The following is a 21,460-nucleotide window of genomic DNA, read 5'->3' on the forward strand; positions in this document are numbered from 1 at the left end:
CCCGTCCACCATCCTTCGCAAATGCTGCCCTAACTGCTCCAACTCAGGTGCTGTAAGGTCCACGAGCGCATGCGTGGGAGCGGGCTTGCCCCACGTTGATAGGGGTTGTCGAGGACTGAACCGTCTACCATCCTTCGCAAATGCTGCCCGAACTGCTCCAACTCAGGTGCTGTAAGCTCTACGAGCGCTTGCGTGGGAGCGGGCTTGCCCCGCGATAACGGTGGTGGCTACAACGCATTGGTCGATCTGTCCGCACGCTGGTCGACCCACCGCTGAGCTTTCCGATACAATGCGTCACCGTGCCGACCATCGAGTCGGAAAGTTCAGACGAGGTGTTCCATGGATATCATCGAAACAATCAAAGAGCAGATTGCCAACAACACCATTCTGCTTTACATGAAAGGCTCGCCGAACGCCCCGCAGTGCGGCTTCTCGTCCCGTGCCTCGCAGGCCGTCATGCAGTGCGGCGAGAAGTTCGCCTACGTCGACATCCTGCAGAACCCAGAAATTCGCGCCAACCTGCCCAAGTACGCCAACTGGCCAACCTTCCCGCAACTGTGGGTAGCCGGTGAGCTGGTCGGCGGCAGCGACATCGTGCTCGAGATGTTCGAGAAAGGTGAGCTGCAAACGCTGATCAAGGAAGCAGCCGCCAAGGCCAAGGCTTCCGAAGCCTGATACACATTGATGCCGGAGCGGTCACGCCGCTCTGGCAGATACGAAAAAGCCCCGCACTGGCGGGGCTTTTTCGTATCTGGGAGAAGATTATTCTTCGCCCATCTGCGATTGCAGGTAGTTCTCGATGCCGATCTTATCGATCAGGCTCAGCTGGGTTTCCAGCCAATCGATGTGTTCTTCCTCGGATTCGAGGATGTCTTCGAGCATTTCACGCGAGCCGAAGTCGCCGACCGTTTCGCAATGGGCGATGGCGGCTTTGAGGTCGGTCAGGCCTTTTTGCTCGATCTTCAGGTCACACTCAAGCATTTCCTTGGTGTGCTCGCCGATCAGCAATTTGCCCAGGTCTTGAACGTTTGGGATGCCTTCGAGGAAGAGAATACGCTTGATCAATTTGTCAGCGTGCTTCATCTCATCGATCGATTCCTTGTACTCGTGCTTGCCGAGCTTGTTCAGGCCCCAATCTTCGTACATGCGTGCGTGCAGGAAATACTGGTTGATCGCGACCAGCTCGTTTCCGAGGATCTTGTTGAGATGCTGGATGACGCTTACGTCGCCTTTCATGTCCGGGTTCCTGCCCTGTGAGGTATGCCAATACAGAGAAGTTTGAGCCCGACAACTACTGCTGTCAAACCTAAGTTATTGAATAATAAATGAAATTTAATCGGAATAAGAATGTTTGTGAACCGCGTTAGAACGCTAACTTATTGAATTACAGGCATAAAAAAACCGGACACGAGGTCCGGTTCTTCAAATTCGCTGGTATTTCACGCCGCATTAAATTCAACGGGGTAGGGCAGGGCGGCTTGCTGGCTGACCTGAAGGTCGGTCAGGGTCTCGCGGACCACCTGCTTGGCGAGGCAGGCACACTTGCCACATTGGCTGGCCACATTGGTGGCGGCTCGAACTTCCTTGTAGCTGCAGCATCCTTCGTAGATCGCATCGCGGATCTGTCCGTCGGTCACGCCGACACAAAGACACACATACATAGGGCTGACCATCGCGGGTTGAGTCGATGGATTGGAGCTTAATGGTAATGAGAATGCTTGTCAAAGTGCTTTCTGAAAGCACCCAGCTTGAGCGACCGGCGGTTGGATTCGGACTGTCACTCGAACCTGTGTATGATGGGCGGCCTTTGTTGGATGCCTGGCGCTGTCAGCGTGCGGGCAACGATTTTTCACCATCATCAGGAGTTAACGAATGAGCGTACTCGTTGGTAAACAAGCCCCCGACTTCACCGTTCCAGCTGTACTGGGCAACGGCGAAATCGTCGACAGCTTCAACCTGGCCTCGGCCATCAAGGGCAAGTACGGCCTGGTGTTCTTCTACCCGCTGGACTTCACCTTCGTCTGCCCGTCCGAGCTGATCGCTCTGGACAACCGCATCCCAGACTTCGCTGCCCGCGGCGTGGAAGTGATCGGCGTGTCGATCGACTCGCACTTCACTCACAACGCCTGGCGTAACACCCCGGTCAACAACGGCGGCATCGGCCAGGTCAAGTACACCCTGGCAGCTGACATCACCCACGAAATCTGCAAAGCCTACGACGTCGAGTCCGAAGGCGGCGTAGCTTTCCGTGGCGCCTTCCTGATCGACAAGAACGGCGTTGTTCGTTCGCAGATCGTCAACGACCTGCCGCTGGGCCGTAACATGGACGAGCTGCTGCGTCTGGTTGACGCCCTGCAATTCCACGAAGAGCACGGTGAAGTTTGCCCTGCCAACTGGAAAAAAGGCGACAAAGGCATGAACGCTTCGCCAGAAGGCGTTGCTGCCTACCTGAGCGAGAATGCTGGCAAGCTGTAAGCGCCACGCATAAAAAAACCGGCCTAAGTGGCCGGTTTTTTTATGCGTGCTCAAAGCCCTATCGCGCAGCACGGCTACTGCCACTCTCGTAATGAATATGTGGCAGCGGCCTGGCCCCGCGGTGCGGCCTTGGGATCAATCGTTGAAGTCGCGCCAGCCGCCCATCTCTTTCCAGCGGTTGACGATGCCGCAGAACAGCTCGGCGGTCTTCTCGGTGTCGTAACGGGCCGAATGCGCCTCACGACCATCGAAGTCGATGTCCGCGCTCTGGCAGGCCCGCGCCAGTACGGTCTGGCCATAGGCAAGGCCGGCCAGGGTGGCGGTGTCGAAGCTGGAGAACGGATGGAACGGGTTGCGCTTGAGGTCGTTGCGCGCCACTGCGGCGTTGAGAAAACCCAGGTCGAAGCTGCTGTTGTGACCAACCAGGATCGCCCGCTTGCAGCCGTTGGCCTTGAGCGCCTTGCGCACGCCACGGAAGATATCGGTCAGCGCGCTTTCCTCACTCACGGCCATGCGCAGTGGGTGATCGAGCTTGATTCCGGTGAACTCCAGGGCGGCCGCTTCGATGTTGGCGCCTTCGAACGGCTCGACGCGGAAGAAATAGGTGTGCTCCGGGAACAGGAAGCCCTTCTCATCCATGCCGATGGTAACTGCGGCGATCTCCAGCAGCGCGTCGGTGGCGCTGTTGAAGCCGCCAGTCTCGACATCCACCACTACTGGCAGGTAACCCCGGAAGCGCTCGGCCATCGGGTGGCGAGGACCGCCGGTTTGACCTTCCTGGTCGTCTTCGTACAGATCTTCGCTCACGCGTTTTCCTCCAGCAGGCGCCAGCGCAGTTTTTCACCGGCGCGCAGCGGAATCACAGTGTTGTCGCCAAACGGCAGGCTGCTTGGCGCAGTCCACTCTTCGCGGACCAGGGTAATGGTGTCGGTGTTCGCCGGCAGGCCGTAGAAGGCGGGGCCGTGCAGGCTGGCAAAGCCTTCGAGCTTGTCCAGCGCGTTGCGCTGCTCAAACGCCTCGGCGTACATCTCGATTGCCGCATAGGCGGTGTAGCAACCGGCGCAGCCACAGGCGGCTTCCTTGGCATGCTGGGCGTGCGGCGCCGAGTCGGTGCCGAGGAAGAACTTGGGATTGCCACTGGTAGCGGCGTCCAGCAGCGCCACCTGATGGGTGTTGCGCTTGAGGATCGGCAGGCAGTAGAAATGCGGACGAATACCGCCGACCAGCATGTGGTTGCGGTTGTACAACAAGTGCTGGGCGGTAATGGTCGCGCCAACGTTGGCTGGGGCCTCAGTGACGAACTGCGCAGCATCGGCCGTGGTGATGTGCTCGAACACCACCTTGAGCGTCGGGAAGCGCTCGACCAGACGACGCATGTGCTCGTCGATGAAGCGTTTCTCGCGGTCGAACACGTCGATCTCGGCACGGGTCACTTCGCCGTGTACCAGCAATGGCATGCCGGTTTCGGCCAAGGCTTCGATAGCCGGGAAGATGTTATCGATGCTGGTCACGCCGGAATCGGAGTTGGTCGTGGCGCCAGCCGGGTAGAGCTTGGCGGCGTACACGAAGCCACTGGCCTTGGCCGCGCGGATGTCGTCAGGGCTGGTGCGGTCGGTGAGGTACAGCACCATCAGCGGCTCGAAGCGGCTGCCTGCCGGACGAGCGGCAAGGATGCGCTGGCGGTAGGCGTCAGCCTCGGCGGCGTCGCGCACCGGCGGGACCAGGTTGGGCATGATGATGGCACGGGCGAAGGTGCGCGCCACGTCACCAACGGTGTGAGGCAAGACGGCACCATCGCGCAGATGGATGTGCCAGTCGTCGGGACGCAGGAGGGTCAGGCGGTCGGACATTGGGAATTCCAGGCGGGTCGAACTCAAGGGTGAATGCTACCGGAAAACCCTTGGACGAGCACGGCTATCAAGTTTTCCGCCAGCCGACCGATAGCCTGCAGGTAAGCCGTCAGAATTTGTGGAGCCGCCCGTGCGCCAGCGTTACCTAGCCCTGTTCACTCTGTTTGCCAGCCTGCCGGCCGGTGCACTGACCTTCCAGACTCGGATGGAGAACATCGCCTGGACGGTCGAGGGTGACCAGTTCGAGTGCCGATTGGTCCAGCCGATCGAAGGCTTTGGCAGCGGCGAGTTCGTGCGGCGCGCCGGCGAGCAGCCGACCTTCCGGCTGCGTTCCAACAGCAACGTGTTGGGAGCGGGTTCGGCCACTTTGCTCGCTGCAGCGGCGCCTTGGCAGCCTGGGCGTGGCGATATCAACCTGGGCGCCGTGCGTATGGCGCGTACCGGCGTGCTGTTCACCTCGTCCCAGGGCCAGGCCAGTCGTCTGATCAATGGCCTGCTCGATGGGCGCAGCACGGTGGTGCGCAACTACACCGGCGAAGGCGGCCGGGCCATGGAAGTGCGAGTACTGCCGGTAAGCTTCGCCAAGGCCTACAGCGATTATCAGGCGTGTGCCGGTAAGTTGCTGCCAATGAACTACGACCAGATTCGCCAGACCCAAGTCGGTTTCCCGGCCGGGGTCGATCTGGACAGCAATGCTCGGGCGCGACTGGATGTGATCCTCGATTACCTCAAGGCAGACCCGTCGGTAAATCACATCGAGCTCAACGGCCACTCCGACAACAGCGGCAATCGCCTGACCAATCGGGAAAATTCGCGGCGCCGAGCCCTGGCGGTAGCTGACTACCTGAAGGCGCATGGCGTGCCCGAAGAGCAGATCACCGTGCGATTCCATGGCGAGCGGTATCCGCTGGCCAAGAACAACAGCGCCGCCAATCGTGCGCGTAACCGTCGGGTGAACATTGAGCTGGATCGGGTTGCACCGATTGAGAAACCGGTCGAGAAGCCTGTTGAGCAGGCACCTGCTGCGCCGGCTCCGACTTCAGCGCCCGCTGCTGCGCCTGCCGCCAAACAACTCTGATCGACATCCCAAGGGTCGCGACCAGACCATTGCTCAGCTTCAGCGCTGAACCTGAGCGCGCCGCAACGCCTGTAGGAGCGGGCTCGCCCGCGAAAGGGTCGCAAAGCGGCCCCCGCGCCAGTCACCGCTAAAACCGCCACCTGTTCACTAGTCGCGCCGTCGACAGTTCCTGTCGCTTTGTCGTCAGAAGCTGTCGCCCCACTGTAAATTTGTCACTGACGCCGGTAGAATCAATCGCTTTCCGTACAACCCCGTGGAGTGATGGCATGGCGGACGTAAATAAGGTCGTACTGGCGTATTCCGGCGGCCTTGATACTTCGGTGATTCTCAAGTGGCTGCAGGATACCTACAACTGCGAAGTGGTGACCTTCACCGCTGACCTGGGGCAGGGCGAGGAGGTCGAACCGGCCCGCGCCAAGGCTCAGGCGATGGGCGTGAAAGAAATCTACATCGACGACCTGCGCGAAGAATTCGTGCGTGACTTCGTATTCCCGATGTTCCGCGCCAACACCGTCTACGAAGGCGAGTACCTGCTGGGTACTTCCATCGCTCGTCCGCTGATTGCCAAGCGCTTGATCGAAATCGCCAACGAAACCGGCGCCGACGCTATCTCCCACGGCGCTACCGGTAAAGGCAACGACCAGGTGCGCTTCGAGCTGGGTGCCTATGCGCTCAAGCCTGGTGTCAAGGTCATCGCCCCATGGCGTGAGTGGGACTTGCTGTCCCGCGAAAAACTGATGGACTACGCCGAGAAGCACGGCATCCCGATCGAGCGCCACGGCAAGAAAAAATCGCCGTACTCGATGGACGCCAACCTGCTGCACATCTCCTACGAAGGCGGTGTCCTGGAAGATACCTGGACCGAGCACGAAGAAGACATGTGGCGTTGGAGCGTCTCGCCAGAGAACGCACCAGACCAGGCAACCTACATCGAGCTGACCTACCGCAATGGCGACATCGTTGCCATCGACGGCGTCGAGAAGTCCCCGGCTACCGTGTTGGCTGACCTGAACCGCATCGGCGGCGCCAACGGCATCGGTCGCCTGGACATCGTCGAAAACCGTTATGTCGGCATGAAGTCGCGTGGCTGCTACGAGACCCCAGGCGGCACCATCATGCTGCGCGCTCACCGCGCCATCGAGTCGATCACCCTCGACCGTGAAGTCGCTCACCTCAAAGATGAGCTGATGCCAAAATACGCCAGCCTGATCTACACCGGTTACTGGTGGAGCCCAGAGCGGGTCATGCTGCAGCAGATGATCGATGCGTCCCAGGTCAACGTCAATGGCGTGGTTCGCCTGAAGCTGTACAAGGGCAACGTCACTGTTGTTGGTCGCAAGTCGGACGATTCACTGTTCGATGCCAACATTGCGACCTTCGAAGAAGACGGTGGCGCCTACAACCAGGCCGATGCTGCTGGCTTCATCAAGCTTAACGCCCTGCGCATGCGGATTGCCGCTAACAAGGGCCGCTCGCTGCTGTAATAGCGCGCTGTTTTGAAAAACCCGGCCTTGCGCCGGGTTTTTTTGTCTCTGTCAAAAGCCAGACAGTTCCTCGTCATCGGCAACCGGGTGAACCATCAACCTGATGCGCATTCGTGTGTCCAAATTGCACAGAGTCCAACTACGGGACTGCGCGTGATGGTGGCTGAGCGTCCGCAAAATGTGAGTTTCGATGAATTTCTGCGCTTCAGGGCCAGACAAGGCAATAATTTGATTGTATTGGTCTGGTTCGTGTAATGGAGGCTGCGCAGTATTGTTCGCAGTGGGCTCAGAGTGTCTGTCGGCCGTGGATTGTGACGAGGGCTGATATAGAGAGTGGTGATTGAAATTCAGCGTCAGAAAAAACAGCACCGTCAAGAAGAAGGGGAAGCCGACTAAAAACCAGGTGTAGATTGTCTGACTGCTTTCAGAGAGAAACGGCAGCGAAGCCAAGGCCGAGGCTTCAACGATGCCGGCAAAGATGGCAATAAGCGTCAATGGACCCAGGCCCTTTTCAATGTTCATGACTGCAGCCTTACCTTGGATTTTTTTATATGTACCTGTAATGACGTTTAAAAACAAAAGGAAGTCATTCCCATGGGTAGGTGGGCGTGGCGGGTGTCAATTGATTTCTGTCTTCTGCTGCTTCCTTTGAGTGAGTAATACTAGGTGAATGCATCGAGGTGTCTAGCCTAAGTCTCAACGATTAAATAATCACCCGCACCTTGTTTGTAGGACTATTCCTTATTTTATGTAGTCCGCATCTTTGCATGCGTTTATGGACCAATTCATAGGCCCATTGAAGGTTCTCCTCGGTTATTGTTACGCCTGCAAAAAATAACGAATCAATGGATATCGCATGAATAAAGTGCTTATCGTGGATGATCATCCTGTTATCCGCCTGGCCGTGCGCATGCTGATGGAACGGCATGGCTATGAGGTGGTGGCGGAAACTGACAATGGTGTGGATGCCTTGCAACTGACGCGGGAGCATCTGCCCGACATCGTCGTGCTGGATATCGGCATCCCCAAACTGGATGGGCTCGAGGTGATTGCGCGGATGACCTTGGCCAGTCCTGGTAGTAAAGTGCTGGTACTCACCTCGCAGGCACCTGGGCATTTTTCCATGCGTTGCATGCAGGCTGGCGCCGCCGGATATGTGTGCAAACAACAAGAGCTGACTGAACTGCTCAGTGCCATAAAGGCGGTGTTATCCGGTTACAGCTACTTTCCCAATCAGGCGTTGCACAAAACCCGTGGAAGTCTGAATAACGGCAGTGAGGTGGAAATGGTCGAGCGTCTATCGGCCAGGGAAATGATGGTGCTGCAGCAATTGGCGCGGGGTAAAAGCAACAAGGACATTGCCGATAGCATGTTTCTGAGTAACAAGACCGTCAGCACCTACAAAACACGTTTGCTACTCAAGCTCAACGCCCGCTCGTTGGTCGATCTGATCGAACTGGCACAGCGTCATGGCCTGGCCTGACCGAACAAACAAAGCCTAAGGCCAAGGATCCGCTGCGCGGCCCAATCGCAGGCTGCGCCGGCTCCCACAGGGTTGGCCGTATGCCCCGGTTCTTCTGCTCGACCACAGCCTTGTGGGAGCTGGGGCAGCCTGCGATTGGGCTGCAACGCAGCCCCACCTGCAGGCTTGCGTAAAGTAAAAATTCGATGCGCTACAAGTCGTAGTCGTAGTCGGACAGCTGGCGTTGCAGGCGGCGCTCCTCGAGCATGTTATCAATGGTGCGGCGTTTACTCAGGTTGGTCTTTGCGGTTTCCACTTGAGGCTCTGCTTCGTCATCAGCGGAAGCGGTGAAATCATCGTCGATCGACAGCTCGTCTTTATCGGTGCTCATGAGTTACTCCAAGCCAAAGGGCCATTGGGCGTCCTTATAACGAGAAACTCGATCGCGGTAAAAAAGATTTTTTCAATCGTACGACGGTGTTTTCACCTATAGGCTCAATCATCGGAGGTCTTGTGCTTGTACTCGCACAGGTCCTCGATCCGACAGCTACCACAGCGCGGCTTGCGCGCCTGGCAGACATAGCGGCCGTGCAGGATCAGCCAGTGATGGGCATCGAGCAGGTAATCTTTGGGAACGAATTTCATCAGTTTCTTTTCCACTTCCAGCACGGTCTTGCCCGGTGCGATACCCGTTCGATTGCTGACCCGAAAGATATGCGTGTCGACAGCCATCGCCGGTTGGCGGAAAGCGGTATTAAGCACCACATTGGCGGTCTTGCGGCCAACTCCGGGGAGTGCTTCGAGCGCTTCACGAGTTTGCGGCACCTCGCTGCCATGCAGCTCAATCAACAAACGACAGGTCTCGATAACGTTCTTGGCTTTGCTGTTGAACAGGCCGATGGTGCGGATGTACTCGCTCAAGCCTTCGACCCCCAGCGCATAGATCGCCTCAGGTGTATTGGCAACTGGATACAGGCGAGCAGTGGCCTTGTTGACCCCGACATCAGTGGCTTGGGCAGACAGGATCACTGCGATGAGCAGCTCGAAGGGCGTGGTGTAGGCCAGTTCAGTCTTCGGATCAGGATTGTCTTCGTGCAGCCTGCGAAAAATCTCCAGGCGTTTGGCAGCATTCATGGGGTCAACGAATTCCTTGACGACGTGAAGGGGCAGGCCCCGGACGCAGGCGATTGTACAAGGCAAGCAGTAGGCCGAGCAGTATCAATGCACCTGGAGCCAGATTGGCCAGGTACAGATCAGTGCTGCTTGTCAGCCACTGGCGCAGCGCACCGAGCAATAGGCCGGCTGTGACGAAGCCAGCTAGGTGCAGGGCCAATGAGCGCCATCGTGCTTGCTGGGGTAACAGATGATCGGCTGCCAGGCATTGCACGCTGAGCAATAGCGGGTAGTGACCGAGCGCCAAGGCCAGCGGTAGTGCCCAGGCATGCAGGCTCATATGTAGGCAGCTGGTCAGTGCTGCGATCAGCAGTACGCTCGCCAGCAGGTAGGGGTAACCGCTGAGCTGCCGGCTCAAGGGCGTCAACAAGGCTTGATGAGAAACCATCAGCAGAACCGCACAGCCGCAGATTGCCGCCGCCTGGAGCAGTGTGCGGGTCGCGCCTAGCAGGGGCAGCAAACTGACGCTGAAAAACCACAACCTATTCATCAGGATTGCCCTCGATCAGGGAAGCGCGGTGTTCGTCGAAGTAGCGCAGGGCATCTTGCAAGGCATCAATCACCGCGCGAGAAGTAACCGTAGCCCCTGCCAGCTGATCGAAATCCCCCTGATCACGTTTGATCGCCCAGGCATCCGAGTGCGTGCGGCCGATAAATTGATCCAGCCAGCGCAATGCTGGGTCGACCAGGCGATCACCTAGGCCAGGGCTTTCCTGCTGGTGCAAAACCTCAATGCCGAGCAGGCGCCCATTTGCAGCAATGGCAATAGCCAGCTCTATCGGCCCGGCATAGCCTTGAGTGCGGCTGCGTAACACCACTGCTACCGGTTTTGCCGACAGGGTGGCGCGAAAGCCTGCAAGTAGCTGGCTGTGGGCAAGCTGCGTATCTTCCAGGTGCAGTGGGGCCTGCAAAGGATCGTTGTCGTAGCTATCAGCCGGCAATACCGCCAGCCACTGACGGCTCTGCAACTCGCGCTGTGCGTGCTCGATGGGTTCTTCTGTGAGCTGCCACCAGGCCACGGCCACCGCCAGTGACAAACCGCCGACCAGTGTCAGCATCAAGGCCTGGCGTGCCACGCTGTTCATGAAGCGGCCTGCTGCCGGCGCATCGCCAGACGTTCGAGGGACGGCACTGCAAGGTTCATTAGCAAAATGGCGAAGGCGCTGCCGTCAGGGTAGTTGCCCCAAGTCCTGATCAGATAGATCAACAACCCTGCACCTATGCCGAACAATAGCCGCGCCAGCGCAGGCTTGGGGCCGGACACGGGCTCGGTAGCGATAAAGAAGGCGGCCAGCATGGTCGAGCCGCTGAACAGGTGCAGCAGCGGTGAGCCATTGGAGTCGGAGCCCGAACCGTTCCAGCCTAGCAGGCTGAACACCAACAGCCCACCCAGTAGGCCCACTGGCGCGTGCCAGCTGAAGACCTTGCGCTGCAGCAAAAACAACCCACCGAGCAGAAACGCCAGGTTGACCCATTCGCCAGGGCGGGCGCCAATGCTGCCAAACCCAGGATGCCTGGCAAACAGCTCTTCGACGGTCAAGCTGCGGTTGTGGCGCAGGCCATCGAGTGCGGTGGGCTGGGCCCAGGCATCGATGCTGGCGTTGCCAAACACCAGTTGCAGGCTTTCTGGTAATCCCGGTATTGGACCTGGCCAGTGGTTCATCTGCAGCGGGAAGCTCAAGAGCACGAAGGCGTAACCGACCATTGCCGGGTTGAACAGGTTGCGTCCAACTCCGCCAAAGGCTTGCTTGCCAATGCCGATGGCGACACTTGCGCCAAGCACTGGAAGCCACCACGGCGCATAGGGCGGTAAGGCTGCTGCCAGTAGCACTGCCGTGACCAAGGCGCTGCCATCGACTAGCGAAGGCAACAGCTGTTGCCCGCGCAGCTTGAGTAGCAAGGCTTCGCTGGCGCTGGCAGCGCAGGCGCACAAGATCAGATTGAACAGTACGCCCCAACCCTGTAGCCAGAGCAGTGCCAGCAGGCCCGGTACGCAGGCCAGCAGCACCAGCCCCATGGCCGTGCGCAGTCGTGGGTCAGGCGCCTGGGTCATGTTGTGAACAATCCATTGAGGCCAGAAAACGCCATGGCCATGACCCCGGCGGCCAACAGCTCGATGGGCAGGCCGCGCAAGGTGACGGGCACGTCTTCATGCTGGCAGCGCTGGCGCAGGTCGTCGAACAAAGCCAGCGCCAGCCAAAATCCTAGCCCACCGGTCAGCCCCCAGCCTAGGGTCGTCACCCAGTCACTGCGCTCGGCGCTAAGCTGCAAGGCCAAGCCAAGGGGCGTTACATTCACCAGCAATGCCGGGCGCATCTCTGCGATGGGCCATGCGGGCCTTAGGCGGGCAAGCAGGGTTGGCCAGCCCCAGGCAATACTTGCCAGCAGCGGCAGCAGCGCCAACAGTTCCAGGTTCTGTATCTGCAATGGTGTGAAGATGAGGCTTTCGAGCAGCTTCGCGCCGAGCAGCCCAAGTAGTATCAGCACTGCGCTGGAGAGGCCGAACGCATGCACTTGCAGGCGCGAGGCAGCGCCCTTGTGCAGGAACAGGTGATTGATCAGCGCAGCGCTGACCAGAACCAGGACGTAGTCGCTCATGAGAATGCCGAAAAACCGTGGGCTGCACTGAGTATATCCGGCACTAGGGTGGGGAATGAAAAAGCCCCGGCGCAAAGACCGGGGCTGGAGACTTACTTGATGCGTTGACCCGGCTTGGCGCCGCTGTCTGGGCTGAGCAGGTAGATTTCTTCACCGCCAGGGCCGGCAGCCATGACCATCCCTTCGGACATGCCAAAGCGCATTTTACGCGGCTTGAGGTTGGCGACCATCATGGTCAGGCGGCCTTCCAGCTTGGACGGGTCAGGGTAGGCCGACTTGATGCCGGAGAACACGTTACGACGCTCGTCACCGATGTCCAGGGTCAGTTGCAGCAGCTTGTCAGCGCCTGGTACAGCCTCGGCCTTGACGATCAACGCTACGCGCAGGTCGACGGCGGCGAAGGTATCGAACTCGATTTCTGCCGACAGTGGCTCTTTGCTCAGCTCGCCGTTACCGGCAGGTGCGCTGGAAGTCTGCGAGGCGAGCAGGTCTTCCTTGCTGGCGGCGACCATGGCTTCGACCTTGGCTGGCTCGATCCGGCTCATCAGCGGTTTGAAGGCGTTCAACTGATGGTTTTCCAGGCGCGACAGGTGATCGTTCCAGGTCAGCGGTGCGACATTCAGGAACGCCTCGGCGTCGGCTGCCAATACCGGCAGTACTGGCTTGAGGAAGATCACCAGCTGACGGAACAGGTTGACGCCCTGGGCGCAGATCGCCTGCACTTCGTCCTGTTTACCTTCTTGCTTGGCCAGCGACCATGGTGCTTTGTCGGCGATCCAGGCGTTGGCACGGTCGGCCAGGCCCATGATCTCGCGCATGGCGCGGGCAAAATCGCGCGCTTCATAGGCTTCGGCGATCGACGGCGCCGCGGCGAGGAACGCCTCGCTCAGCTCCGGCGCGGCGTCGCCCGCTACCAGTACACCTTCGTTGCCCTTGTGGATGAAGCCTGCGCAGCGGCTGGCGATGTTCACCACTTTGCCGACCAGGTCAGAGTTGACCTTCTGCACGAAGTCTTCCAGGTTCAGGTCCAGGTCATCGACGCCACGGCCCAGCTTGGATGCGTAGTAGTAGCGCAGGTATTCCGGGGCCAGGTGATCGAGGTAGGTGCGCGCCTTGATGAAGGTGCCGCGCGACTTGGACATCTTCGCGCCGTTGACGGTCAGGTATCCGTGCACGTTGATCGCGGTAGGCTTGCGGAAGCCTGCGCCTTCAAGCATGGCTGGCCAGAACAGGGCGTGGAAGTTGACGATGTCCTTGCCGATGAAGTGGTACAGCTCGGCGCTGGAGTCTTCTTTCCAGAACGCATCGAAGTCCAGTTCCGGACGGCGTGCGCAGAGGTTCTTGAAGCTGGCCATGTAGCCGATCGGTGCGTCCAGCCAGACATAGAAGTACTTGCCAGGCTCGCCGGGGATCTCGAAGCCGAAGTACGGCGCATCGCGGGAGATATCCCACTCTTGCAGGCCCGAGTCCAACCATTCGGCGAGTTTGTTGGCGACCGCATCCTGCAAGGTGCCGCTACGGGTCCATTGCTGCAGCATGGCCTGGAAGTCTGGCAGCTTGAAGAAGAAGTGCTGGGAGTCGTTAAGGACCGGAGTGGCACCAGAGATGGCCGACTTGGGGTTCTTCAGCTCGGTTGGCGCGTAGGTGGCGCCGCACTTTTCGCAGTTGTCGCCGTACTGGTCTTCGGCCGCGCATTTAGGGCAGGTGCCCTTGATGAAGCGGTCGGCCAAGAACATGCCCTTCTCAGGGTCGAAATACTGGGTGACCGAGCGATTGGCGATGTGGCCGGCTTCGCGCAGACGGGTGTAGATCAGGCTCGACAGCTCGCGGTTTTCTTCGCTGTGGGTCGAGTGGAAGTTGTCGAAGTCGACCAAGAACTCAGCGAAGTCGCCGCTGTGCTCGGCCTGGACGTTGGCAATCAACTGCTCAGGGGTGATGCCTTCTTTTTCGGCACGCAGCATGATCGCCGAGCCATGGGCATCGTCAGCGCAGACATAGATGCACTGGTTGCCACGTAGCTTCTGGAAGCGAACCCACATATCCGTCTGGATGTACTCCAGCATATGGCCAAGGTGGATAGAACCATTGGCATAGGGCAGGGCGCTGGTGACGAGAATCTGACGTGGCTCGGACATGGTGGCTCGGCTACTTATCTGGCTACGGAAAAAAATGGATGATCGGCCACTATAAAGGGCTGGCGAATATATTTCACCCCAAGCACGCATCTCTAGACGATTGACGGGTTAGCATAAGCGTCTGTTCCACATTCAGTTTGCCAATGGGAGTCTCCATGAGTGCCGTCACACGTGCCGCCGTCGAAGGCGTGCTCCGCCAGTACACCGACCCATACCTGAACCAAGACCCGGTCAGTGCCGGTTGCGTGCGCGCCATCGATATCCAGGGCGGGCAGGTCAAGGTCCAGCTGCAGCTGGGCTATGCCGCAGGCCTGTTCAAGAACGGCTGGGCCCAGGTATTGGAAACGGCCATTGGCAATCTTGACGGGGTGGAGGCTGCGCACGTGGCCATCGACTGCGTGATCGCTGCGCACAAGGCCCAGGCACAAGTCCCAGGCATGGCCAACGTCAAGAACATCATTGCCGTGGCATCGGGCAAGGGAGGGGTGGGTAAATCGACCACCGCCGCCAACCTCGCCTTGGCCCTGGCCCGCGAAGGTGCTCGGGTAGGTATCCTGGACGCCGACATCTATGGCCCGAGCCAAGGGGTGATGTTCGGCATCGCCGAAGGTACCCGTCCGCAGATCCGTGACCAGAAGTGGTTCGTGCCGCTCAAGGCCCATGGTGTTGAAGTGATGTCCATGGCGTTTCTGACCGACGACAACACGCCGATGGTCTGGCGCGGTCCGATGGTGTCCGGGGCGCTGCTGCAACTGGTGACCCAGACCGCCTGGGATGATCTCGATTACCTGGTGATCGACATGCCACCCGGCACCGGGGACATCCAGCTGACCCTGGCGCAGAAAGTGCCGGTGGCAGGTTCGGTGATCGTCACCACCCCGCAAGACCTGGCGCTGCTCGATGCCAGGAAGGGCGTGGAAATGTTCCGCAAGGTCAACATTCCGGTGCTGGGCGTGGTCGAGAACATGGCCGTGCATATCTGCTCGAACTGCGGGCATGCCGAGCATCTGTTCGGTGAAGGCGGTGGCGCCAAGCTGGCCGCCCAATACGGGGTCGAAGTGCTGGCCTCGCTGCCGCTGTCGATGCTGATCCGTGAGCAGGCCGATAGCGGCAAGCCAACTGCGATCGCTGAACCGGAAAGCCAGATCGCCATGGTCTATCAAGAGCTGGCGCGGCACGTCGGTGCGCGGATCGTGCAGCAGGAAGCCGCAGCACCGGCAATGCCCAACATCACCATCAGCGAAGACTGACCGTGGGAGCGGGCTTGCCCCGCGATAGCGTCGCACGTGCTGACGCTGTCGTAGGCCAGCCCGCTCCTACTTGCCCAGCAGCTGGATGTTTTTGCAGGCACAAAAAAACCCGCCAAAAGGCGGGTTTTTCTTGAAGCTAAACTGGATTAGGCCAGTTGAACTTCTTCAGCCTGCATGCCTTTCTGGCCGCGGGTAGCGACGAAAGTAACAGCTTGGCCTTCTTTCAGGGTCTTGAAGCCGTCAGCTTGGATGGCTTTGAAGTGCACGAACAGGTCGTCACCCGACTGAGGGGTGATGAAGCCGTAGCCTTTCTCATCGTTGAACCACTTGACGGTACCGGATTGACGGTTGGACATGTGTCTGTCTCCTTGGACAAAGTAAATTTCGGCACAGGAAACGCCCTGGCCGGACTGAGTGCAAAGAGTAGGAAAATTCAGCGATGGGCCGATGGAAATCGTGCATCAAACTAGAGATTCTCGGTGTCACGTGCAGCACAGTGGCGTCACCTTAACCCACTTTCCGCGACCTGCCAATGGTCAAAAGCCGGTTTGATGAAATTCGGATCGACGGCGGCCGCAAGCCCCGTCCGGCGCGGGATACGGCATGGAACTTTAACCCAGACGCCGGGACCGGTAAGATGCGCATCTTGTTTTTTACCTCGCACTCTCAGGACACCCCCCGCCATGAGCATCAAATCGGATAAGTGGATTCGCCGCATGGCGCAGGAACACGGCATGATCGAACCGTTCGTCGAGCGCCAGATGCGCGGCGAGGCAGACAGCCGGGTGATCTCCTTCGGCGTCTCCAGCTATGGCTACGACGTACGCTGCGCTGACGAATTCAAAGTCTTCACCAACATCAATTCGGCCACCGTCGATCCGAAGAACTTCGATGCCGGCAGCTTTGTCGACGTCAAGAGCGACGTCTGCATCATCCCGCCGAACTCCTTTGCCTTGGCCCGCACCGTCGAATACTTCCGCATTCCACGCAATGTGCTGACCATCTGCCTGGGCAAGAGCACCTATGCCCGCTGCGGCATCATCGTCAACGTCACCCCGCTCGAGCCCGAGTGGGAAGGCCATGTAACCCTCGAGTTCTCCAACACCACCACGCTGCCGGCGAAGATCTACGCCAATGAAGGCGTGGCGCAGATGCTGTTCCTGGAGTCCGACGAAGAGTGTGAAGTGTCCTACAAGGACCGCGGTGGCAAGTACCAGGGCCAGCGTGGCGTCACCCTGCCGCGCACCTGAGCCGACGAGCGCGGGGAATTCCTGCCCCGCCTGGCACTCCAACGAGTGAACAGTTCCAGCGCGCATGACGTGCGCTGGCTCTCGTCAGGAGCTGTCTATGAAACTCAATCCCGCAATCAGTGCGAAGCTGGCCGTCCTGCAGCCCAATCAGATCGGGTTGCTTGCATGGTCACTGCTGGCCCATCCGCCGCTGCAAGCCGGTGGCGTGCCGCACCAGCCTGATCCCGACACCCCGCAGCCGCCCGAACCTGGTGAGCATCCACCGATGGAACCGGGCGAGCCAACCCTGCCCGATGAGCCGCCTCCAGCCCCTGTAGCCTGATCAGCGCTGCAGCGCCCAGACCTGCTCAGCCCCCGCGAGAAACACGCGGGTGGCGGCATGCGGCTCGACCGTCCAGCCGCCGGTGAATTCACCAAAGGCGGGCAATAAGCTGACCTGTTCGTCAATCAGAAAACACGGCAGGCGCAAGCGCTGACGGGCTTTGCCGCGCAGAATGAAGACCGGATGGATGTGCCCCGCCAACACGGGGTGGGTCGGGTTCGCGGTCGGTTCGTGCTGCAAGGCAAAGGGCGGCAGAAGCCAGGGTTCATCCTTGATCGCGATGCCCAGCTCTGCTGGTGGATCCCCAGCGTGGCGGTCGTGATTGCCGCGTACCAACACCATGCGCAGGTGGCGATGACGCTGGCGCCAAGCCGTGAGCTTGGCGACGATGGTCGGTGCGCGCGCCGGGCGCGCATGGAGAAAGTCGCCCAGCACGATCAACTGCTCGCAATCGTAGGTATTGAGCAATACATCCAGTCGGGCAAGCGTGGCGTCGGTGGTGCCGCGAGGCACCGGTTGATGCAGCGCGCGAAAGCTTGCGGCTTTGCCGATGTGCACGTCGGCCACCAGCAAGGCGCGTCGGGCAGGCCAATACAGGGCCTTGTCCGGTAGCAGCCAGAGGGTTTCGCCACAGTGTTCGATTACCAGGTGCTGGCCCATGACACTCCTTCAGGATCGTTGACGATGTCCAACGCTTGGTAGCTCATCGATGTGGCGCCTCCTCAGCCTCTATCTGCCATTTTTTCCAAATCAGCGACCATCCGCGCAATGCGATCGGCCAGTTTCTCGGTGCTCAACGTCTCGCGCATGCCTTCGACCAATAGTGCAAACGCCAGCGGCCCGGGCCGGCGCAGCGCGCGTAAATCCAAGCGCAACCTGCTCATCTTCAGCAGTTGCCGGTGCAGCCGTTCGATCTCCAACTCCTCGCGCAACACTTCATCGCGCGCCTGACCCAGCAGTAGATTGCCCGCGTCATGCTTGCGAAACACTTCATAGAATAGGCCACTGGATGCCTGAATCTGCCGAGTACTTTTTTGCGCGGCCGGATAGCCGCCAAACACCAAACCGGCGATCTGGGCGATTTCGCGAAAGCGCCGCAAGGCCATCTCGCCGGCGTTCAGACTGGCCAACACATCCTCCAGCAGGTTATCGGTGGACAGCGCCGGTGGCAGGTAGCTGGCCCAATCGACAGCGCTCGGGCTAAGCAGCTCAAAGCCATAGTCGCTAACGGCGATCGACACTGACAGTGGCTGCGCCCGGCTGACCCGCCAGGCCAGCAGATTGGCCAGGCCCAGGTTGGCCATGCGTCCGGCGAAGGGGTAGAGGAACAGGTGCGATCCCTGGCGCGAGGTAAGCGTCTCGGCCAACAGTGTCTGCTCGGTGGGCAGCGCTGACCACGTGTGTTGCAAGGCTAGCAAGGGACGTACGGCGCGCATCTCCGGGCCGTTGAAGTGGCCGTGGGCGGCGGCGTCCAGCTGGGCGACCAGGGCATCGGCCAGTTCGCTGGAAAGCGGCATGCGCCCGCCATTCCAGCGCGCTACCGCTGCCTTGCGCGAGGTGCTGCGACGCACGTAGGCGGTCATGTTCTCGACGCGCACCAGCTCCAGCACGCGGCCGGCGAACACCAGGGTGTCGCCGGGGCGCAGGCGGGCGATGAAGGCCTCTTCGACACTGCCCAGGCTTTTGCCACCGCCCCCCTTGCTCCAGTACTTGAGGTTGATACTGGCCTCGCTGACGATGGTGCCGATGCCCATACGGTGGCGGCGGGCCAAGCGCTCGCTGGCCACTCGCCAGACACCATCGGGGTGGGCGACTACGCGCTGGTAGTCAGGGTACGCGCTGAGTGAGTCGCCACCGTGGCGGACAAAGTCCAGCGCCCATTGCCACTGGTTATCGCGCAAATCGCGAAACGCCCAGGTGCTGCGCACTTCCTGGAGCAATTGCTCCGGTCGAAAGCCACTGCCCAAAGCCATGCTGACTACATGCTGGACCAGCACATCCATGCTTAAGCGCGGCGACTGGCGAGCCTCGATCTGGCCGGCTGCCAGGGCGTGGCGGGCAGCTGCGGCTTCCACCAGTTCCAGGCTGTGGGTAGGTACCAGGGTGATCCGCGAGGCGCGCCCCGGCGCATGCCCGGAACGCCCTGCGCGCTGCAGTAGCCGGGCGATGCCCTTGGCCGAGCCAATCTGCAGCACACGCTCCACCGGTAGGAAGTCAACGCCCAGATCGAGGCTGGAGGTGCAGATGACCGCCTTGAGCGTGCCTTGCTTGAGGCTGCGCTCGACCCAGTCGCGGGTCTGCCGTGCCAGCGAGGCGTGGTGTAGGGCAATCAATCCAGCCCAGTCGGGGCGCTGCTCGAGCAGGGCCTGATACCAGAGTTCGGCTTGCGCGCGGGTATTGGTGAACACCAGGCAACTGGCGCTGGCGTCGATTTGCGCGCTGACCTGGGCGAGCATTTTCAGGCCCATATGGCCCGCCCAGGGGAAGCGTTCGATGGCCTCCGGCAGCAGGGTGTCGACCTCAAAACGCTTGTCTTGCCTGCCCTTTATCAGTACGCCGGCGCCAGGCAGCAAGACTTCGCGGGCGTGCTCCAGATTGCCGAGGGTGGCCGACAGCCCCCAGACCACCAGCTCAGGCCGCCAGCGGCGCAAGCGCGCCAAGGCCAGTTGCAACTGCACGCCACGCTTGTTGCCGAGCAGTTCGTGCCATTCGTCCACGACTACCATGCGCAGCGTAGAAAAGTCCTCAACTGCATGTTCGCGGGTCAGCAGCAGGGTAAGGCTTTCGGGTGTGGTGATCAGCGTGCTGGGCAAGCGTCGAGCTTGGCGCGCTCGCTCCGAAGCGCTGGTATCGCCACTGCGCACGCCCACGCTCCAGTTCAGCTCCAGCTCGTCCAATGGCGTCTGCAAGGCGCGCGCGGTGTCGGCTGCCAGGGCGCGCATAGGGGTGACCCACAGCACCTGTAGCGGCGCTGGGTGGCGTGCAGTGCCTGCTTGGGCAAAAGCGCGCAGTGCCGCCAGCCACACGGCATAGGTCTTGCCAGCGCCTGTGCTGGCATGCACCAGGCCTGACTCACCTCGCTCGACCGCCGCCCATACCTGGCGCTGGAAAGCGAACGGTTTCCAGCCGCGGGCGGTAAACCAGGCGTTGGCAAGGTCGGTCGAGGCGCTCATGCGGCGGATCCGTCGAAGGCTGTGCTTCTACAGACCGTTGAGCGCGGCGATTGGTTTTACTCGATCAATTACCCAGCAGGTAGCCGCTACGGCAGATCTCTTGGCCGGCAACATGAGCGATGACCATTCCGCTGGTAGCCATGCGCCGCACGCTACGTGCGTACAACAACCCTGCCTGGCTGTTGCGTAAAGCGCTCACGCGATCGCTGAGCGGATCAATCACCTCGGCGATCAGTTGCCCGGCTTCCAGGTATTGGCCAGGTTTGGCGTGGAACACCAGCAAACCGCCCAGCGGCGCGGTGACCGGCTCCACCGCAGCCAGCGGCGAGGCTGGGTAGGGCAGGGCAGGCAGCGGCGCGGGCTGGCCATCGATGACGCCGGCATGGGTCAGGAAGTCGATGATTGCCTGGCTGTCCTTGCTCGCCAGTTCATGGCTGACATCGGCCTGGCCGCGCAGCTCGACAGTCACCGAGAAGCTGCCCTGCGGGATCGGGAAGCGTTTACCGAAACGTTGCTGCAACTGCCACCAGACCAGGCTGAAGCATTCATCGAACGACTGGCCACCAGAGTCGGTGGCCAGCAGGCTGGCCTGGGCGCCGAGGTAGCGCGCCAGCGGCTCGACCTTGGGCCAGGCCTCTGGGGTGGTGTAGAGGTGCTCGACCGCTTCGAAATCGCAGTGCAAGTCGAGCACCATGTCGGCATCGCAGGCCAGCCGTTGCAGGCACAGGCGCTGCGACTGCAACGGGGTGCGCGCCGGGTGGGCATCCAGGCCTCGGCGCAGGTACTCGCGGATCAAGGCCAGGTTGTGCGCTGGGTCATCGGTCAAGTGGCCTTCGATCTGGTCACCGATGCTGTCTGACAGATCAACGAAATTGCGGTTGAAATTCTCCCCGCTCTGGAGCTCGAAGCGCCCCAGCGGGGCGTCCAGCAGCACCTGCTCCAGCCCCACCGGATTGGCCACCGGGACCAAGGCAATCTCCTGGCGCAGTCGGCCTTGCTGCTCAAGCTCCAGCAGGCGCTGCTTCAAATGCCAGGCGACCAGCATGCCGGGCAGCTCGTCGGCGTGCAGCGAGGCCTGGATGTAGACCTTGCCACCCCCGCGTGGGCCGAAGTGGAAACTGTGCAACTGGCGGGTGATACCCGGAACGGGAGACAGCAGGTCGTGGGTCGAGTGGTGCATGGTGGTCCTGGTATGCGTTGGGTTGAACGG

Annotated in this window: 24 protein-coding genes; 8 read left to right on the forward strand and 16 right to left on the reverse strand. The window is 60.3% G+C overall.

The genetic code is table 11. From position 1 onward, the window contains the following. The first annotated feature begins 339 nt into the window (after positions 1 to 339). The gene (grxD, locus tag AAZU54_RS21730; protein WP_054899444.1) at positions 340 to 675 is read left to right on the forward strand and encodes a Grx4 family monothiol glutaredoxin; all 336 of its coding nucleotides are present in this window, start codon (positions 340 to 342) and stop codon (positions 673 to 675) included. An 87-nt stretch (positions 676 to 762) separates the two neighbouring features. Here the strand turns inward: grxD and bfr are convergent, their stop codons facing one another. Continuing rightward, positions 763 to 1,236, reverse strand: coding sequence for a bacterioferritin (bfr, locus tag AAZU54_RS21735; protein ID WP_186556206.1), 474 nt, complete (start codon positions 1,234 to 1,236; stop codon positions 763 to 765). Between the two features lie 203 nt (positions 1,237 to 1,439). Further along, a complete protein-coding gene (locus AAZU54_RS21740) occupies positions 1,440 to 1,661 on the reverse strand; it encodes a bacterioferritin-associated ferredoxin (RefSeq protein ID WP_186556207.1) in 222 nt (73 codons plus the stop codon). A 211-nt stretch (positions 1,662 to 1,872) separates the two neighbouring features. On the opposite strand from AAZU54_RS21740, the gene AAZU54_RS21745 reads away from it, so the two are divergent. Continuing rightward, entirely contained in the window at positions 1,873 to 2,475 is a 603-nt protein-coding gene (locus AAZU54_RS21745) for a peroxiredoxin (protein WP_112897608.1), read from the forward strand. Between the two features lie 135 nt (positions 2,476 to 2,610). On the opposite strand, the gene rnt is transcribed toward AAZU54_RS21745, so the two are convergent. Together rnt and pyrC are read right to left on the reverse strand one after the other, a co-directional pair. Continuing rightward, complete coding sequence (rnt, locus tag AAZU54_RS21750; RefSeq protein ID WP_189661901.1) at positions 2,611 to 3,222, reverse strand: ribonuclease T; 612 nt, start codon at positions 3,220 to 3,222, stop codon at positions 2,611 to 2,613. Between the two features lie 56 nt (positions 3,223 to 3,278). Further along, positions 3,279 to 4,325 (reverse strand): dihydroorotase, encoded by a 1,047-nt coding sequence (gene pyrC, locus AAZU54_RS21755; protein WP_186556209.1) that lies wholly within the window; start codon positions 4,323 to 4,325, stop codon positions 3,279 to 3,281. Between the two features lie 130 nt (positions 4,326 to 4,455). Between pyrC and AAZU54_RS21760 the strand changes: the two genes are divergently transcribed. Both AAZU54_RS21760 and AAZU54_RS21765 read left to right on the forward strand, forming a co-directional pair. Beyond that, positions 4,456 to 5,403: a flagellar protein MotY gene (locus AAZU54_RS21760; RefSeq protein ID WP_186556210.1), complete on the forward strand. Its 948-nt coding sequence runs from the start codon at positions 4,456 to 4,458 to the stop codon at positions 5,401 to 5,403. Between the two features lie 266 nt (positions 5,404 to 5,669). Then, positions 5,670 to 6,887, forward strand: coding sequence for an argininosuccinate synthase (locus AAZU54_RS21765; RefSeq protein WP_027594196.1), 1,218 nt, complete (start codon positions 5,670 to 5,672; stop codon positions 6,885 to 6,887). 51 nt (positions 6,888 to 6,938) lie between these two features. Here the strand turns inward: AAZU54_RS21765 and AAZU54_RS21770 are convergent, their stop codons facing one another. Next, a complete protein-coding gene (locus tag AAZU54_RS21770; RefSeq protein ID WP_434727664.1) occupies positions 6,939 to 7,409 on the reverse strand; it encodes a hypothetical protein in 471 nt (156 codons plus the stop codon). Positions 7,410 to 7,743: 334 nt separating this feature from the next. Between AAZU54_RS21770 and AAZU54_RS21775 the strand changes: the two genes are divergently transcribed. Beyond that, complete coding sequence (locus AAZU54_RS21775) at positions 7,744 to 8,370, forward strand: response regulator transcription factor (protein WP_186556212.1); 627 nt, start codon at positions 7,744 to 7,746, stop codon at positions 8,368 to 8,370. Between the two features lie 190 nt (positions 8,371 to 8,560). Here the strand turns inward: AAZU54_RS21775 and AAZU54_RS21780 are convergent, their stop codons facing one another. The 7 genes from AAZU54_RS21780 to metG all read right to left on the reverse strand — a co-directional run bounded on the left by AAZU54_RS21780 (position 8,561) and on the right by metG (position 14,255). Further along, on the reverse strand, positions 8,561 to 8,740 hold the full coding sequence (locus AAZU54_RS21780; RefSeq protein ID WP_186556213.1) for a PA3496 family putative envelope integrity protein: 180 nt from the start codon (positions 8,738 to 8,740) through the stop codon (positions 8,561 to 8,563). Positions 8,741 to 8,844: 104 nt separating this feature from the next. Next, positions 8,845 to 9,483 carry an endonuclease III gene (gene nth, locus AAZU54_RS21785; RefSeq protein WP_186556214.1) on the reverse strand — a complete coding sequence of 213 codons (639 nt, stop codon included), beginning with the start codon at positions 9,481 to 9,483 and terminating at the stop codon, positions 8,845 to 8,847. Positions 9,484 to 9,487: 4 nt separating this feature from the next. Continuing rightward, complete coding sequence (locus AAZU54_RS21790) at positions 9,488 to 10,012, reverse strand: Rnf-Nqr domain containing protein (RefSeq protein ID WP_186556215.1); 525 nt, start codon at positions 10,010 to 10,012, stop codon at positions 9,488 to 9,490. Beyond that, positions 10,005 to 10,607, reverse strand: coding sequence for an RnfABCDGE type electron transport complex subunit G (locus AAZU54_RS21795; protein WP_405129586.1), 603 nt, complete (start codon positions 10,605 to 10,607; stop codon positions 10,005 to 10,007). The genes AAZU54_RS21790 and AAZU54_RS21795 overlap by 8 nt, the downstream gene beginning before the upstream one ends. Further along, positions 10,604 to 11,575: an RnfABCDGE type electron transport complex subunit D gene (locus tag AAZU54_RS21800; protein WP_186556217.1), complete on the reverse strand. Its 972-nt coding sequence runs from the start codon at positions 11,573 to 11,575 to the stop codon at positions 10,604 to 10,606. Before AAZU54_RS21800 ends, AAZU54_RS21795 begins: the two co-directional genes overlap by 4 nt. Next, positions 11,572 to 12,120: an Rnf-Nqr domain containing protein gene (locus tag AAZU54_RS21805; RefSeq protein WP_186556218.1), complete on the reverse strand. Its 549-nt coding sequence runs from the start codon at positions 12,118 to 12,120 to the stop codon at positions 11,572 to 11,574. Before AAZU54_RS21805 ends, AAZU54_RS21800 begins: the two co-directional genes overlap by 4 nt. A gap of 92 nt (positions 12,121 to 12,212) precedes the next feature. Further along, positions 12,213 to 14,255: a methionine--tRNA ligase gene (gene metG / locus AAZU54_RS21810; RefSeq protein WP_434727665.1), complete on the reverse strand. Its 2,043-nt coding sequence runs from the start codon at positions 14,253 to 14,255 to the stop codon at positions 12,213 to 12,215. Between the two features lie 155 nt (positions 14,256 to 14,410). On the opposite strand from metG, the gene apbC reads away from it, so the two are divergent. Then, complete coding sequence (apbC, locus tag AAZU54_RS21815) at positions 14,411 to 15,505, forward strand: iron-sulfur cluster carrier protein ApbC (RefSeq protein WP_186556220.1); 1,095 nt, start codon at positions 14,411 to 14,413, stop codon at positions 15,503 to 15,505. A gap of 146 nt (positions 15,506 to 15,651) precedes the next feature. Here apbC and AAZU54_RS21820 read toward each other — a convergent pair whose 3' ends face one another. Next, on the reverse strand, positions 15,652 to 15,861 hold the full coding sequence (locus tag AAZU54_RS21820; RefSeq protein ID WP_043197576.1) for a cold-shock protein: 210 nt from the start codon (positions 15,859 to 15,861) through the stop codon (positions 15,652 to 15,654). 327 nt (positions 15,862 to 16,188) lie between these two features. Between AAZU54_RS21820 and dcd the strand changes: the two genes are divergently transcribed. Further along, on the forward strand, positions 16,189 to 16,755 hold the full coding sequence (gene dcd, locus AAZU54_RS21825) for a dCTP deaminase (RefSeq protein ID WP_186556221.1): 567 nt from the start codon (positions 16,189 to 16,191) through the stop codon (positions 16,753 to 16,755). A 97-nt stretch (positions 16,756 to 16,852) separates the two neighbouring features. Next, entirely contained in the window at positions 16,853 to 17,077 is a 225-nt protein-coding gene (locus AAZU54_RS21830) for a hypothetical protein (RefSeq protein WP_186556222.1), read from the forward strand. Here the strand turns inward: AAZU54_RS21830 and pdeM are convergent, their stop codons facing one another. The 3 genes from pdeM to AAZU54_RS21845 all read right to left on the reverse strand — a co-directional run bounded on the left by pdeM (position 17,078) and on the right by AAZU54_RS21845 (position 21,430). Next, positions 17,078 to 17,737: a ligase-associated DNA damage response endonuclease PdeM gene (gene pdeM / locus AAZU54_RS21835; RefSeq protein ID WP_186556223.1), complete on the reverse strand. Its 660-nt coding sequence runs from the start codon at positions 17,735 to 17,737 to the stop codon at positions 17,078 to 17,080. 62 nt (positions 17,738 to 17,799) lie between these two features. Further along, the gene (locus AAZU54_RS21840) at positions 17,800 to 20,250 is read right to left on the reverse strand and encodes a ligase-associated DNA damage response DEXH box helicase (protein WP_186556224.1); all 2,451 of its coding nucleotides are present in this window, start codon (positions 20,248 to 20,250) and stop codon (positions 17,800 to 17,802) included. A gap of 64 nt (positions 20,251 to 20,314) precedes the next feature. Beyond that, positions 20,315 to 21,430 carry a succinylglutamate desuccinylase/aspartoacylase family protein gene (locus AAZU54_RS21845; protein WP_405129582.1) on the reverse strand — a complete coding sequence of 372 codons (1,116 nt, stop codon included), beginning with the start codon at positions 21,428 to 21,430 and terminating at the stop codon, positions 20,315 to 20,317. Positions 21,431 to 21,460: the final 30 nt, after the last annotated feature.

Source organism: Pseudomonas sp. Je.1.5.c (assembly GCF_051129895.1).
In the GTDB taxonomy this organism is placed as follows: domain Bacteria; phylum Pseudomonadota; class Gammaproteobacteria; order Pseudomonadales; family Pseudomonadaceae; genus Aquipseudomonas; species Aquipseudomonas urmiensis.